Here is a 14,773-nt window from a genome sequence, read left to right as displayed (position 1 = left end):
CGTCGGTTTACTCAGGCGTTTGCGAACTTCCAGTTACTTTTAACGTCTTCTTTATCCTAATCCACGTGCTGACTACAAGCAACAAATCGATAGCCCCAAAGATGTAAACAGAACATCCTGAAAGGTTTATGCCAAACAAACAGACCACTCCGTAGAGGCCGAGAACGAAAGCACGGTCGCTCTTTCCCATCGGACCATCATACCGTCGTTCTGCCGACAGCACCTTTCCCATCACTCCTGCGTATTCATTAATAATGCTGAGGGCAATGAAAGCCACAATAAAATAAAGGCTTTCGGGATGATACTTCAACAGCGGAAAATAAATAATGGTGTCCGAAACGACATCACCCAGTTCGTTTAACAGCTCTCCTTTTCGGGTTATTTGATTGTAACGACGAGCCATCATCCCGTCTAAGGCATTCAGGGCCATACGTATCATCAGTCCCACAGGCAGGCAGAGGTAGAGCCACGTACCCACATCGCCCGCAAACCAAAACAAAATGCCGATGACAAGAGAGAGGATGCCGGCCCACAGGGTGATTTGGTTGGCGGTAACCTTTGCACGATGCAACAACTCTAAAATAGGTGTTAATGCCCGTTGAAACTGCGGTTTGATGGAATAGACAGATATCATAAATACTTTGTTTTACATGAATATGTGCTTATATCGTTAACGTTTTTAATGCGAAAGCATTTTCCTCAGGGTGCGATTGGTTTTGTTCGGAACGGCACTGCCCCTCAACCAAAAGCCGTATTACGGCGGTAAAGGTAATAATACTTTTTTAGATGCGCAATAAATGCCGTAAAAACTTGTCGCGCCGTTGCCAATGCTGCGCAAATTCGGGATAAAAGGTGTATGCCTTGCAACCGCTCGCGCTGGCCGCCGTAAGCGTACATGCTTTCCTTGCCGTTGCCCATGCACATGTAAACGCACGGTTGTTTTGTCTAGTTTTTAGTCAAGAATTTAACATTATGAGCGCCCGTTTTCTCCACCAAGCGTAAGCAGGCGTGCAAAAAATCGATTCTCGCGAAGGTTTGTTTTGATGCAAAAGGAGGTTAGTATGCGAATGCAGCAAAATGAATTTTTATTTAAAGAGAACGCCATTTGCACCAACTTTTGTGCGTTTTGGTGCTAAATGCAGTGCGTTTTGACGCTAAATGCGGTGCAATAAGCCGCTAAACGTAGTGCGTTTTGGTGCTAAATGCAGTGCGTTTTGATGCTAAATGCAAGGTAAAAAGGTACAAAACGCAGTACAAAATGCCGTTAAATGCAAGGCAATACGCATAAACATTCAACAAAATGGTATAAATAAAGCCCCTTCTAACCATGTGTTTTATGATTAGAAAGGGCAAAATAGCCGTTAAAAAGTGGGGTTTTAGGGGTAAAATGTGGGTAATTGGGCTTGCAAAATTACGAGTTGGCAACCATTCTAGAAAGGCTAAATGGTGCAAAACGCAGGTCTTATGCTTAAAAACAGACAAGTGCCAAGGCGTAAAATAGTAGAAAAAGCGGCTATTTGCCTACTTTTTGACCTATCTTTTTCGCTAGAATGACGTGAAAATCAGGTCGGGTTTGTAAAGATAAAAATAATAATTTAAGATTTCTGACTGCCCATGCAGCACACCTCTCCCCATTAAAAAGGGGGAAGAGGGAGAATTATTTATACCGAACTGACGTATAAATTGATGGGCTAGCCCATTGGCGAACTGGCGAGTAAGCCAGTTGGCCAATGGGCGACAAAACAAAAGGGTAGCTAGGAGGAAGGTGGCATCGGCAGCTTTCTACCCTTTCTACCTTTTCAATTTTTCAGGTTTAAGCAAGCCTAAACGCAACACGTAGTTAGGCTAACAGTCGCTTAACGATGGCCGAGATGGTTCCGCCATCGGCCAAGCCAGCCATTTGTTTGCTAGCCATGCCCATCACGCGGCCCATATCTTTCATTGTGGCAGCACCCGTTTGTGCGATGATTTCTTTCACCTTCGCCTCTATTTGAGCCTCCGACAGAGCGGCAGGCAGGTATTCTTCAATAACCTTTACTTGTGCCAATTCGGCATCGGCAAGGTCTTGGCGAGCCTGTTGAACGAAGGTTGCAGCAGATTCTTTACCCTGCTTGGCTAGCTTTTGAAGTATTTTCAGGGCGTCGGCGTCTTCAAGAACGTCGTTTGCTCCTGGTGCCGTCTTGGCCTCTAGAAACACTTTCTTAATGTTGCGAAGGGTGTCAAGGCGCACCTTGTCGCGCGCTTTCATCGCCTCCTTAATGTCGTTGCTTATCTGTTCGAATAATTGAGCCATAATTTTAATCTTAATGGGGTTGATGCAATGGATGAAACGGGTGGGGTGGGATAAGGCCTGTACCTCCCAGGAATGCCCACTAGGCAAAGCTAATGGTTCCCTGCATGGTTGTTGGCGGCTCCACCTCGTCTTGTTTTTTCTTCTGCACGGTAGTGCTGTAACCACGTATCTCTTCAAGCTTTTGTTGCGAACGAGCGTAGGTTGGCGACTCGTCGACGGCGAAAATAATGTCTTCGTTGTCGAGGTCGTCTGGGCGGAAGAGGTAGATATTGGTATGCCTTTTGGTGCGGCCGCCAGGCATGTCGGTACCATAATACGTGTCGATGCGCTTGGTTCTATCCAATCGTTCTTGGGCTTTGCGTGCGGCATCCTCGATGTCTTCAATCGACTTACGGGCAGTTCTTTCGGGTGTAGTGGTGATGTTCTCCACGCCAAAGCCTGTGGCAAGGACGGTAACTTTTACCTTATCGCCAAGACTCTCGTCGAAAGTGACGCCCCATTTGAAGATGAAGTCGGGGCCGAACTTGGCCATAAACTCGTCTACATCGTTAATCTCTTCCATCATGAGGTTAGAACCTTGGTTGTTCTTCTCGCTGAACGAGATGTTGAGTAGTAGTTTCTTAGAGTTGAACACATCGTTATCGTTGAGCAAAGGCGAGTTAAGCGCATCGTGTATGGCCTGTTGAACGCGGTTTTCGCCTTCGCCATAGCCCGAACTCATGATGGCCACGCCACCATCTTCTAACACCATCTTCACGTCGTTGAAGTCGAGATTCATAAAGCCGTGGTAGGTTATTATCTCGGCAATGCTCTTTGCGGCAACGCTTAGTGTGTCGTCGGCGCGCTTGAAAGCCTCGATTAAGGACAGTTCGGGGTAAACCTGGCGCAGACGTTCGTTGTTGATAACGAGCAAGGCATCTACGTGTTTGGCCATTTCTTCTACGCCATCCAAGGCTTGGTCGATCTTTCTTAGGCCTTCGAAACGGAAAGGAATGGTAACGATACCCACGGTGAGGATGCCCATTTCTTTGGAAATGCGAGCGATTACAGGTGCGGCTCCCGTACCTGTTCCGCCGCCCATCCCGGCTGTAATGAAGGCCATCTTGGTGCCATCACTGAACATTTCTTTGATGTCGTCGATGCTTTCTTCGGCGGCAGCCTTGGCTTTGAGCGGTCGGTTTCCTGCTCCAAGTCCTTCTTTACCCAATTGCAGGTGTACGGGCACAGGCGAATCGTCCAAAGCTTGCTTGTCGGTGTTGCACAGAACGAACGACACTTTGTGTATTCCTTCTTTGAACATGTGGTTAACGGCATTGCCGCCACCGCCGCCAACACCAACAACTTTGATGATGCTGTCCCCGTGCTCTTCGTCTACGAAGTTCACAATTCCTTTGTTAATATTCTTTTCTGACATAGCGTTGTTCTTTTTTAAGTTGACCTGTGAAAGGGTTAAAAGGTGAAAGAGTGAAAAGGTGAAAAGATGAAAAAATGGCTAACGCCCACCAACTTGTCAACTGGTTAACTTGTTAACTGGTTAACTTGTAAACTAGAAAGGGCGAAAAGATGGCTGCGCCTGGTGCACTTGGCTTTTTAGTTGTTCTAGGGTTTCTAGTTATCCTAGGGATTCTAGGCTGTCTAGTTATTCTAGTGCTCCTAGGGTTTCTAGTACTCCTAGGGTTTCTAACCTAGCTGTTTTAAACCTACTAACCAAGCCCAAGCACGCGGCTTAACGCTTTACAACCTCTTATCTTTTACTCCTCTTATTTTTTATTCCTCCTCAGCCATTTGCCTAATGAAACCACTAAGTTTTTCTTTCCACTGTTTGAATTTGGTTGGTCCTTTCTCTTCCTCTGGCTCGTTATTGGCCTGTTCTTTCTCGGCTTTATCCTCCTTTTTCTCCTTAGTTTCGAATTTAGACTTATTGTTTGCCTGTTCCTGTTGGGCTCTGTTGTCGGTGGCATTAGGCATGTGTTCACCTTCCGACGGTAGCGTTGCAGGGCGTTCCGTTTCGGCATCGGGGAAGAGATTGTTAGATATTTCCCGTCCTGCACAATTGAGATTACCTTTTGCAAGAAGACCAAGAACGGTGTTCATCGTGCCATCTTGCGCAGTGATTTCCGGATGTTTTGAATGCAAATCGAACTTCACCGTCTTGGCAAAGCGTATCTTGTTGAAGTTGGTTTTGCGTTGGAAGGCCTCCTCGATGTTCTTCAACAGTGCGCCACCGCCCGTAAGAATTAGTCCGCCAAGCAGTTTACCCTCGTACTTCTCTGGTATTTGGTACCTCACATTGGCGATAATCTCCTCAATTCTAGCCTCAACCACGTTCATGAAGGTGTCGCTTTGGATAGAGCGGTCGCTGTCGATGGCGTAAGTTAGCCCCGTATTGTCTTCTTCGGGATTGGTGTATGCGGCGCCGTAGGTGAGCTTTAACCGTTCGGCATGCTCTTCTTCAATTTGCAAAGAAGCGATGTCTTTGGTGATGTTTGCCCCACCCAAGGGTATTACGGCCAAATGGCGAAGAAGGCTTTTGCTGTAAACGGCAATGGTGGTGGTTTGCGCACCAAGGTCTACCAGCACACATCCACTTCGTTTTTCCGAGTCGGTCAGCACGCTGTCGGCCAAGGCCAGTGGCGAAATAAACACATCGGCAATGGCGATGCCAGCGTTAGAGAAACATTTTTTGAGGTTTCGATAGTTGCTGTTACGCCAAAGAATGTTTAAGAAGTGCCCCTCCAAGTGGGTGCATGGCACGCCAACTGGGTCGATTTGATATTGTTGCCCAAGCTTATATTCGAGGGTTATGGCCTCAATGATGTCGGCATCGGGATAGTCCATGCTGCGGTTAGCATCCATCAGCGAGTCTACCATGTCTTGCGACACGATGGTATCGTTAGGCAATTCCCTGGTGATGACGTTCTCGATGCTCCGCGTAGACTGTCCACCCACGCCCACATAGGCGTAGGCAATCTCGGCTTTGAGGGTGGTTTTGAGTTTGGACACGATGCTGTTGAGACACTGCACGGTGCGGTCGAGGTTGTACACCACGCCTTTTTTAACGCACGAAGAGGGCGTCTCTTTGGCCACAGCCAAGATGGAGATACTTCCATCTGTGTTCTTTCTTCCTGCGATACCGGTAATCTTAGACGAACCGATCTCGATAGCCACGATAAAATCCTTTGCCATAACACTATGCTTATTCGGGGTTGTTCTTGTTTTCTTTCTTCTTTTTGCAGATAATCTGGTTGTCGAACTCTAAGTCGATGTAGCTGTACTTGTTCCATCCAACCTGCGAGAGCCCATACTTATAAAACTTTTCTAGCCGTAGGAGCTTTTTCTCTACGAAGTCGGCTATCTTCTCGTTGCGTTCTTTCTGCGTATCGGCCTGTGGCAGATAGCCAATGAACACAACATGCTGGCCCACGCGCGGCACGAGTTCAACACCTTTGTCGGGCAGTATGTTGATTTGCTCCACTTGGTTCTCCCATAGCTCGTTGCCCATGAAGAGTTTGGCGAGGGGCGCGATGTAGTTTCGCGCGAATGCCTTAGAGATGTGCCCCGTGGCGATGATGAGGTCGGCCGAATAATGCGAATTGGGCATTACCTGATTGTTGTCGTCGAGGTAATAGTCCTCGCCATTGGCGGCCTTAATGCGCACGATGGGCATCCGTTGGGTGATGCTTATGCTGACACATCCGTCTTGCGTTTTGTAACAGTCCACCGTTTTCACAAACGGACTGCGTTTGAGCATCTCTTCTATTTTCCTTGCCTGCACCGCCTGCATGGGCTTGTTCAGCGGGTATAGCTGGTTGGCATCCAGCCTACTGCGTATGTCGTTGGCGGTGATAAAGCCGTTGGTGTTTTCGTCTTGGATGTCTATCTGCACCTTTTGGCACAATGCGGCCTTGGCGTTGGGCTTGTTGAAAGCCGTGAACGCCAGCACAAGGTAGACGGCCAGCAGCGCATCTACCAGCATGGTTACAGTTTTCTTCCAATTCACATTCATACACCTATGCCCTCAGGCGGGGGTTAAGCCTTTACTTTGCCTTACTTTCCAATATCTTTGTTACCTGCGGCGCAAGGCTGTCAAGGTCGCCTGCACCGAGGAATACCAGCACATCGAAGTTGCGCTGTTGAACCAATTCCAGCACGTCGTCTTTGGCTATCATGCTCTTTTCTACACCGGCATCGAGGTTGTCGTATATCAGTTTGCTGCTTACGCCCTCGATGGGTTCTTCTCGTGCCGGATAGATGTCGCAGAGTATAACCTCGTCGAGCAGGCTTAAAGCCTTGGCAAACTCCTTATAGAAATCGCGCGTGCGCGTATAGAGGTGCGGCTGGAACACCGCCGTTATCTTTCTGTCCTTATACAATTGGCGTAAACTTTGCGCGCTTTGCAGTATCTCGTTGGGATGGTGTGCATAGTCGCTAAGGAACACCAAGTGGGGCGTCTTAATCTTAAAGTCGAACCGGCGGTCTACGCCGTGGTAGGTTTTGATGCCGTAACGCAGTTCTTCGGCATTGCATCCGTTAAGTTGTGCCATAGCCATAGCGGCCACGGCGTTCTCGATGTTGATGGGTATGGGATGGCCCAAGGTTACATTCTTGACGTTTTCGACAGGCGAAACGAAATCGAACGTAATGTTGCCGTTGTCTATCTTCACGTTCTCTGCGTGGAAATCGCCTGCATCCAGTGCGTATTCGTACACCTTCACCCCAGGTTTCACATCGGGTTTCAGCTCCACTCCTTTTTTAATGATGAGTACGCCGCCCTCGCGAATGAGGGTGGTGTAATGGCGGAAACTCTCCATATAGGCCGCTTTGGTGCCGTAGATGTCGAGGTGGTCGGGGTCGGTAGAGGTGATTACGCTCATCCACGGGCGTAGCCAATGGAAGGAGCGGTCGAACTCGTCGGCCTCGATAACCACGTATTCGCTTTTGGGACTCAATATATAATTGGTGCCATAGTTCTTGGATATGCCTCCAAGGAAGGCGTTACAGTCGGGATGACTTTGGTGCATGATGTGCGCGCACATGCACGACGTGGTTGTTTTGCCGTGCGTTCCGGCGAAACAAAGCCCTTTTAGGGTGCGGGTTAGCGTGCCCAACACCTGCGCGCGCTTTTGTATTTCGAACCCATTTTGGCGAAAATACACCAGTTCTTTGTGGTCGTCGGGTATGGCAGGCGTGTACACCACCAGGCACGACTGCGCTTTCTTGCATGCCTGCGGTATCTCGTCTACGTTTTCTTCGTAGTGCAAGAGCATTCCCTCCTTCTCCAATTGGTTTGTAAGCTGTGTGCGAGTTTTGTCATAGCCAGCCACAACATAACCTTTTTTGATGAAGTAACGGGCAATGGCACTCATGCCGATGCCGCCCGCCCCTACGAAATATACTGCTTTAATTTTCTTTATGTCCATAATGATGTTGTAAGTTTGGCAGCCATGCACTGCACCTTTGTTTTTTTTGTCAACGGGTTTCGGCTGCTTGTTCTTCTGCCAAAGCAATCACCTCGTCGGCAATGATTTCTGCAGAATTGCGCAAAGCCATCTGCTTGATGTTATGGCTTAACTGCGACAGGGCTTGATCGTCGTTAACGGTTTGTAAAGCCAGGGGGATAAGCTTTTGAACGGCCTCGGCATCGCTTACAAAGCGTGCTGCCTGCCTGTTAACCAGTGCCATAGCGTTCTTTGTTTGATGGTCTTCGGCCACATTGGGGCTTGGAACCAATATCACGGGTTTGCCGATAAGACAGAATTCGGAGATGCTACTTGCTCCGGCACGACTAATCACCAAGTCGGCGGCGCGATAGGCGGCACCCATGTCGGCGATAAAGTCGGTGGGTTTGAGCGTGGGCAGCGGCGACTTATCGGCCAGTTCGGCCTTAATGCCCTCGAAATAGTTCTTACCTGTTTGCCATATCACCTGCACACCACTGTCTCGCAGTTCGTCGAGATGTGCCATTACACTTTCGTTCAATGTGCGTGCACCCAGACTTCCGCCCACGATGAGGATGGTTTTCTTGGTGGGTTCGAGCCCGAAAGTCCTTAAAGCCTCGGCTTTTGTCAGTTGACTATCCAGCAGTTGTTGGCGCACGGGGTTTCCCGTAAGCACGATTTTGTCTTTGGGAAAGAACCGTTCCATGCCCTCATAGGCCACGCATATCTTGCGTGCCTTCTTGGAAAGCAACTTATTTGTTACGCCAGCATACGAGTTTTGTTCTTGTATCAGGCAGGGAATGCCCATCGCCGCACATTGGTTTAGCGTGGGACCGCTGGCATATCCGCCCACGCCCACTGCCGCCATTGGCTTAAATTGCTTTATAATCTGCTTGGCCATGCGCTGACTTTTCCATATCTTAAACAGCACGGCGAAGTTCTTTAAGAGGTTCTTCCGGTTGAAACCGCAGATGGGCAATCCCTTGATATCGTAGCCTGCGGCCGGAACGCGCTGCATCTCCATACGGCCCAACGCGCCAACAAAGAGTATCTGCGCATCTGGCCGTTTGGCTTTTAGGGCATTGGCAATGGCCACGGCAGGGAAGATATGGCCTCCGGTGCCGCCGCCGCTGATGATTATTCTCAAGTTATTTTCCATTCTTTGCTTGTTTTTGTTGGTATGGGGAATACAAGAATGTATGGTTTCGCCATTGTTCACCCCCTCGTGTAGCGTCTTCACTTGGTTGTCTTCCCTCCCTTATTCTGCACGTTAGACGAGCCTGCACAGCTTAATCGCTTACTGGTAGGCCTGCACAAGATGCTCGTTTCTTAGTGCAAAAGTACTCATTTTTTTTCTGCCACACCACTTTTTGTTTGTTTTTCAGCTTTCTTTGCCGTTCGGCTTACGCTGATTATCGCGCCCATGAAAACGCAATTGATGATGGTGGAGGTGCCGCCCTTGCTGATAAGCGGCAGCGGCTGACCCGTAACTGGCACCAAACCAACGGCCACACACATGTTGAACAAGGCCTGCGTAACCAGCAAAAGGGCTAAGCCCATAGCCAGAAAAGCAGGGAAATTGTTTTCGCAACGGTTGGCAATCTTGCCTGTTCGGAAAAGCAAGAACACGTAAAGCATGGCCACGACAACGGCACCGATGATGCCCATCTCTTCGATTATCACGGCATAAATGAAGTCGGAGAAGGCTTGCGAAAGGAAATCGCGTTGCACGGAGTTGCCCGGACCTTGCCCAATAACGTTGGAAGAGGCGATGGCTATGTTGGCATGACCCACTTGGGCGTCCTTGTCGAGGTCGAATTTCTCTGGCGGTACTTCCTCATTCTTCATGAATTTGTAGATGCGCGACTTCCAAGTGTCGGCTCGATGGAACATGCTGCCAAAGAATCCTTTTTCTTCTTTCTTCGGCTCTACGTTTTCGGTTAGGCTTTGTTCGGGCACATCGGTAGCCTTGGCATGGCCGAAAATCAACACGAATGAGAGGGCCGCGGCCGCAAAGAGCACCACCACACCCAATATCTTGCCCAACTGCGACACCGGCACACGGCCCAAAATCATCATCATATAGACAACCAGGCAGATGAGCAGAGCCGTAGAGAGGTTTTCAAACAAGATGGGGCCAACGATGAAAAGGGTGGCCATGCCTATCCAACCGATGGCCTTGCGGTCGGCACCATGCTCTGTTTGGGCAATACTAAGTATCTGCGCCACTATCAGCACGAGTGTTCCCTTACCAACTTCGGAAGGCTGAAACTGTATGCCCAAAAGGCTAACCCAACGCTGCGCGCCGTTGGTGCTTTGTCCGCCCCAAAGCACCCACAAGAGCGTTAAGACCGAGAAGAGGAACAAGAAGGGCGTTAGTACCTTGAAATAACGGCAGGGTATGTTCACCGTAAACACCATGAACACCACACCCAAGAACAATATTCCAAGGTGCTTAATGATGGGTGCGAGATAACTTCCGCCCTTATACGTAAGGGAAGAGGATGCCGAAAACACCTCTACGGCACTGATGAGGCACAGGAAGAAGAATATCATCCATATCACCTTGTCGCCCTTGAAGAAGTTGCCTAATGATTTGTTAAGTGCCATTTGCGTGTGAAGTTAGAGGTTTCGAACCAATGTCTTGAACTGCTCGCCTCGGTCTTCCATGTTTTTAAAGAGGTCGAAACTAGCGCAACAGGGACTCAGCAGCACGGTATAACCCGCCTTAGCCATGCCGGCGCAGGCCGTTAGGCATTCTTTCATGCTGTGTGTGTCGGCCACGGGCAAGCCCAGATGGTCGAAGTTTTGGTGAAGTTTGGTGTTGTCGGCGCCAAGATATACCAATGCGGCGCACTTTTCTTTCACCAAATCCTTGATGGGTTCGTAGTCGTTGCCCTTGTCTTTGCCGCCGATGATGAGTATTGTTGGGGCTGTCATGGCCTCCAAAGCATAACGGCAAGCATCTACGTTGGTGGCTTTCGAGTCGTTGATGTAGTTTACGCCGTGCATGGTGGCCACGCGTTCCATGCGATGCTCAACGCCTGGGAAATCGCTAAGACCTTGTTCAACCACGTTTTGCGGAATGCCTGCGGCGCGTGCGGCCAATGCCGCGGCCAACGAATTATAGAGATTGTGCTTGCCCGGCAAGCTCAAACGCGCTTGCGGCATGTTGAATTCTAGCGGTGCAGGTAACGTTATCTGTCCGTCCGCAACGTATGCGGCCGCGCCCGTTTCGCGATTTTCTGCAAAGGGACAGACGCGCGCAGACACATCATACTTCTGCAATTCGGGTTTCACAACGGGGTCGTCGGCCCAGTAAATAAAGTAGTCTTGCGGCCCAAGGTTTTGCAATATGCGCATTTTAGCATCTACATAACCCTGCATGCAGTAGTTGTAACGGTCCAAATGGTCGGGCGTGATGTTGAGCAACACGGCGATATGCGCCTTAAAGCGGTACATGTTTTCGAGTTGAAAGCTGCTTAACTCGATAACATACCACTCGTGTGCGCCCTCGGCCACTTGCAAAGCCAAGCTACGGCCAATGTTTCCGCCTAGTCCTACGTTATAGCCCGCCGCCTTAAAGATGTGATAGATGAGCGAAGTGGTGGTGGTTTTGCCGTTACTTCCCGTGATGCACACCATCTTAGCATCAGTGTATCGGGCAGCAAACTCAATCTCGCTGATAATGCCGATGCCCTTATCTATGGCTTTCTGTACCATAGGCACTTCGCTTGGGATGCCCGGACTCTTCACTATCTCCTTGGCGTTGAGTATTTTCGCCTCGGTGTGTTGTCCTTCTTCCCAATCAATGCCGTGGCTGTCGAGCATCTGCTTGTACTTGTCTTTGATGGTTCCCATGTCCGAGACAAACACGTCCAAGCCCTTTTGTTTGGCCAACACAGCCGCTCCCACGCCACTTTCGGCCGCACCTAATATCACTATTCTGTCCATTTCTGCTTTTTTTCCTTTGTTGTTTGTCGTTGCGGTGCCGGCTCGTTGCCGTTAGCCGAATGGGTCGACACCTTATTATATATATAGGGAGAGGCCCTACCTCCTAGCCTATCTTATTTTAAGGGTGATGATGGTTAGAGCCGCAAGGATGATGGTTATAATCCAAAAGCGGATGGTAATCTTCGACTCGTGTACCGCTCCCTTGGGCTTTTTCAGCACGTAACGGCAGTCGGGGTCCAGCTGTTCGTCTTGCGTACGGAAGTTATCGTGTATGGGTGTGCGCTTAAATATGCGCTGCTTTACGCCCCGCCGTTTGCCCATCTTGAAATAATACACCTGCAACATCACGCTCAAGCTCTCTACGAAGAAGATGCCGCAGAGTATGGGCAGCAGCAGTTCTTTGTGAATGATGATGGCTCCCACGGCGATAATGCCGCCAATGGTAAGCGAACCCGTATCGCCCATAAACACTTGCGCCGGGTAAGCGTTGTACCAAAGGAAACCAATGAGCGCGCCAATGAAGGCACAGAAGAACACCACTAGCTCTTGCGAACCCGGTATATACATGATGTTGAGGTAGGCGGCGAACTCTAAGTGCGAACTGACGTAGGCCAAAATACCCAACACCACGCCGATAATGGCACTGTTGCCTGCACACATGCCATCCATGCCGTCGTTGAGATTGGCGCCGTTGCTCACGGCCGTCACCACGAAAATGGTCATAATCACGAAGAGAACCCATCCTGCCGCGGTTTTGTACTTGCCCATAAACGACATCACACGCGAGTAGTCTAGGTTGTGCCCCTTAACAAAGGGGATAGTGGTTTTAAGCGACTTGCGCGCCTCGCTGCGGTGTTTCACCACCACCTCGGTATTGTCTTTGCGTTGCAATGCCAGGTTTTCGTTCATCTTCACGTCGGGCGAAGACCACAGAACAAGGCCGACGATAAGTCCGATACCCACCTGTCCCACAATTTTATACTTACCTTTCAGCCCCTCTTTGTTGTGGCGGAATATCTTAATAAAGTCGTCCATGCCGCCCAAAAAGCCCAACCACACGGTGGTTATCACCATCAATATGAGGTAAATGTTGCGCAACCTTCCCAGCAACAGCACGGGAACGAGTATGGCAACGATGATGATGATGCCGCCCATGCTGGGTACGCCAATCTTCTTAACGCCGAAGGGGTCGATGCTGGCATCGCGTTGCACCTCGGTTATTTGCTTTCGTTTGAGGTATTTGATAAACTTCTCGCCGAACCATGCCGATATAACTAACGACAATATCATAGCCAACAGTGCCCTGAACGAGATATATCCCCAAATGTGGGCTCCCGATATGCCAAACTGTTCTAAGAAACGGAAGAGATAATATAACATGTTTTGAGTTTATGAGATTGTAAGTTTATGAGGAGTTATGTAAGGAGTTAAGGAGTTAAGGAGTTAAGGAGTTAAGGAGCTAAGGAGCTAAGCCAAATGCTTGGTTGTAGAGTGGACGACAATCCTTATCAACTCGTTAACAGGTAAACTAACAAAGCATACCACTCCCCTCTCCCCTTGGAGAGGGGTTGGGGGTGAGGCTTTTTTAAAAGTTCTCCTTCACCACCTCCTTATCATCGAAGTGGTGTTTAACGCCTTCTATTTCCTGATAGTCCTCGTGTCCCTTGCCTGCAACAAGCACCACGTCGCCTTTTTGCGCCATCATACACGCCGTGCGGATAGCCTCGCGGCGGTCTACGATAGAAACAACCTTCTTCATTTGTTGTGCATTAAGCCCCGCAAGCATGTCGTTGATTATGGCCTGTGGGTCTTCAAAGCGAGGGTTGTCGCTAGTTATGATCACGCGGTCGCTCTGTTTCACGGCCTCGACAGCCATCAACGGGCGCTTTCCCTTGTCGCGATTGCCGCCTGCTCCACACACGGTGATAACCTTTCCCTTGCCGTTCAGCACCTCGTGAATGGCATTCAACACATTCTCCAAGGCATCGGGCGTGTGGGCATAGTCAACAATAACCGTGTAACCTTCGGGCGAACGCAGCGGTTCAAGCCTACCGTTAACGCTGTGCAGGGTGCTCATCACCAACAAGATGTCTTCGGGACGCTTGCCCAACATCACTGCCGTGCCGTAAACTGCCAACAGGTTGCTAACATTAAACTTGCCAATGAACTGCACACCCACCTCGGCACCGTTTATTTCGAGATACATCCCTTCGAAGTGGCACTCCAAAATCTTCGCCTTGAAGTCGGCCATGCTCCGCGTAGAATAGGTCTTCACCGTGGCGCGCGTGTTCTGAACCATCACCATTCCGTTCTTATCGTCGGCATTGGTAATGGCAAACGCCTGCTTGGGCAGCATGTCGAAGAAGGCTTTCTTGGCATTGCGATAGTTCTCGAAGGTTTTGTGATAGTCCAGATGGTCGCGTGTGAGGTTCGAGAACACGCCGCCAGCGAAAGTCAATCCGCCAATGCGCTTTTGCGCGATGGCATGCGAACTGCACTCCATAAACACATATTCGCACCCCGCCTCCACCATCCGATGCAGCAAGGCGTTAAGCGCGATGGGGTCCGGTGTGGTATGGTCGGCAGGTATGGCCTCGTCTTCGATGTAGTTGCACACCGTGGAGAGCAGTCCGCAACGATGTCCGAACTTCCTGAACATATCGTATAATAAGGTGGCGATGGTGGTTTTGCCGTTCGTTCCCGTTACGCCCACCAGTTTCAGTTTCTTCGAAGGCTCGCCGTAGAACAGCGTTGCCACGGGGCCAACGGCGTCTTCGGTGCTCTCCACCTGCACAAACGTAACGCCTTGGGGCAGCTCGGCCGGCATCGTTTCGCACAACACGGCCACCGCACCTTGCGCCACGGCCTTGCTGATAAACGCGTGCCCGTCTACCTGCGTGCCCTTAATGGCCACGAAGAGATGACCCGGACCCACCTTTCGCGAGTCGATATCCACAGCCGTTACCTGCACTTCGGCATTGCCCACCACGTTTAGGGGTTTCACATTTTTTAGAATACTGCTAAGTGTCATTGTCGTTATTGTTTTGTTCTGCCAACGAAAGGGGTGCGTGCATAGCATGCCTCGCGC

Annotated in this window: 11 protein-coding genes; all 11 read right to left on the bottom strand. The window is 49.8% G+C overall.

All coding sequences use genetic code 11. From position 1 onward, the window contains the following. Window positions 1-7: 7 nt before the first annotated feature. Window positions 8-634, bottom strand: coding sequence for a CDP-alcohol phosphatidyltransferase family protein (locus HMPREF0670_RS12940; protein ID WP_009231602.1), 627 nt, complete (start codon window positions 632-634; stop codon window positions 8-10). 1,206 nt (window positions 635-1,840) lie between these two features. After that, entirely contained in the window at window positions 1,841-2,293 is a 453-nt protein-coding gene (locus HMPREF0670_RS12930; protein ID WP_009231600.1) for a GatB/YqeY domain-containing protein, read from the bottom strand. Between the two features lie 79 nt (window positions 2,294-2,372). Beyond that, the gene (ftsZ, locus tag HMPREF0670_RS12925) at window positions 2,373-3,707 is read right to left on the bottom strand and encodes a cell division protein FtsZ (protein ID WP_044078315.1); all 1,335 of its coding nucleotides are present in this window, start codon (window positions 3,705-3,707) and stop codon (window positions 2,373-2,375) included. Between the two features lie 353 nt (window positions 3,708-4,060). Continuing rightward, entirely contained in the window at window positions 4,061-5,479 is a 1,419-nt protein-coding gene (ftsA, locus tag HMPREF0670_RS12920) for a cell division protein FtsA (RefSeq protein ID WP_009231597.1), read from the bottom strand. A 10-nt stretch (window positions 5,480-5,489) separates the two neighbouring features. Next, a complete protein-coding gene (locus tag HMPREF0670_RS12915) occupies window positions 5,490-6,299 on the bottom strand; it encodes a cell division protein FtsQ/DivIB (RefSeq protein WP_044078314.1) in 810 nt (269 codons plus the stop codon). A 31-nt stretch (window positions 6,300-6,330) separates the two neighbouring features. Further along, the gene (murC, locus tag HMPREF0670_RS12910) at window positions 6,331-7,713 is read right to left on the bottom strand and encodes a UDP-N-acetylmuramate--L-alanine ligase (RefSeq protein ID WP_009231595.1); all 1,383 of its coding nucleotides are present in this window, start codon (window positions 7,711-7,713) and stop codon (window positions 6,331-6,333) included. 49 nt (window positions 7,714-7,762) lie between these two features. Next, window positions 7,763-8,890 (bottom strand): undecaprenyldiphospho-muramoylpentapeptide beta-N-acetylglucosaminyltransferase, encoded by a 1,128-nt coding sequence (gene murG, locus HMPREF0670_RS12905; protein ID WP_009231594.1) that lies wholly within the window; start codon window positions 8,888-8,890, stop codon window positions 7,763-7,765. Between the two features lie 185 nt (window positions 8,891-9,075). Beyond that, a complete protein-coding gene (locus tag HMPREF0670_RS12900; protein ID WP_009231593.1) occupies window positions 9,076-10,341 on the bottom strand; it encodes an FtsW/RodA/SpoVE family cell cycle protein in 1,266 nt (421 codons plus the stop codon). 12 nt (window positions 10,342-10,353) lie between these two features. Beyond that, complete coding sequence (gene murD, locus HMPREF0670_RS12895; protein WP_009231592.1) at window positions 10,354-11,685, bottom strand: UDP-N-acetylmuramoyl-L-alanine--D-glutamate ligase; 1,332 nt, start codon at window positions 11,683-11,685, stop codon at window positions 10,354-10,356. A 108-nt stretch (window positions 11,686-11,793) separates the two neighbouring features. Continuing rightward, entirely contained in the window at window positions 11,794-13,065 is a 1,272-nt protein-coding gene (locus tag HMPREF0670_RS12890; protein WP_009231591.1) for a phospho-N-acetylmuramoyl-pentapeptide-transferase, read from the bottom strand. A gap of 205 nt (window positions 13,066-13,270) precedes the next feature. Continuing rightward, entirely contained in the window at window positions 13,271-14,716 is a 1,446-nt protein-coding gene (locus HMPREF0670_RS12885; RefSeq protein WP_009231590.1) for a UDP-N-acetylmuramoyl-L-alanyl-D-glutamate--2,6-diaminopimelate ligase, read from the bottom strand. Between the last annotated feature and the right edge of the window lie 57 nt (window positions 14,717-14,773).

The sequence above is a fragment of the Prevotella sp. oral taxon 317 str. F0108 genome, from assembly GCF_000162415.1.
Taxonomy (GTDB): Bacteria; Bacteroidota; Bacteroidia; order Bacteroidales; family Bacteroidaceae; genus Prevotella; species Prevotella conceptionensis.
Note: the sequence above shows the minus strand (reverse complement) of the source record. Positions and strands in the feature narration are given on the sequence as shown.

Bases quoted from the DNA above. Each gene is read 5' to 3' on its own strand.
- murC (WP_009231595.1), bottom strand. From the start codon at position 7,713: ATGGACATAAAGAAAATTAAAGCAGTATATTTCGTAGGGGCGGGCGGC.
- HMPREF0670_RS12930 (WP_009231600.1), bottom strand. From the start codon at position 2,293: ATGGCTCAATTATTCGAACAGATAAGCAACGACATTAAGGAGGCGATG.
- HMPREF0670_RS12900 (WP_009231593.1), bottom strand. From the start codon at position 10,341: ATGGCACTTAACAAATCATTAGGCAACTTCTTCAAGGGCGACAAGGTG.
- HMPREF0670_RS12915 (WP_044078314.1), bottom strand. From the start codon at position 6,299: ATGAATGTGAATTGGAAGAAAACTGTAACCATGCTGGTAGATGCGCTG.
- ftsZ (WP_044078315.1), bottom strand. From the start codon at position 3,707: ATGTCAGAAAAGAATATTAACAAAGGAATTGTGAACTTCGTAGACGAA.
- murG (WP_009231594.1), bottom strand. From the start codon at position 8,890: ATGGAAAATAACTTGAGAATAATCATCAGCGGCGGCGGCACCGGAGGC.
- HMPREF0670_RS12890 (WP_009231591.1), bottom strand. From the start codon at position 13,065: ATGTTATATTATCTCTTCCGTTTCTTAGAACAGTTTGGCATATCGGGA.
- ftsA (WP_009231597.1), bottom strand. From the start codon at position 5,479: ATGGCAAAGGATTTTATCGTGGCTATCGAGATCGGTTCGTCTAAGATT.
- HMPREF0670_RS12940 (WP_009231602.1), bottom strand. From the start codon at position 634: ATGATATCTGTCTATTCCATCAAACCGCAGTTTCAACGGGCATTAACA.
- murD (WP_009231592.1), bottom strand. From the start codon at position 11,685: ATGGACAGAATAGTGATATTAGGTGCGGCCGAAAGTGGCGTGGGAGCG.
- HMPREF0670_RS12885 (WP_009231590.1), bottom strand. From the start codon at position 14,716: ATGACACTTAGCAGTATTCTAAAAAATGTGAAACCCCTAAACGTGGTG.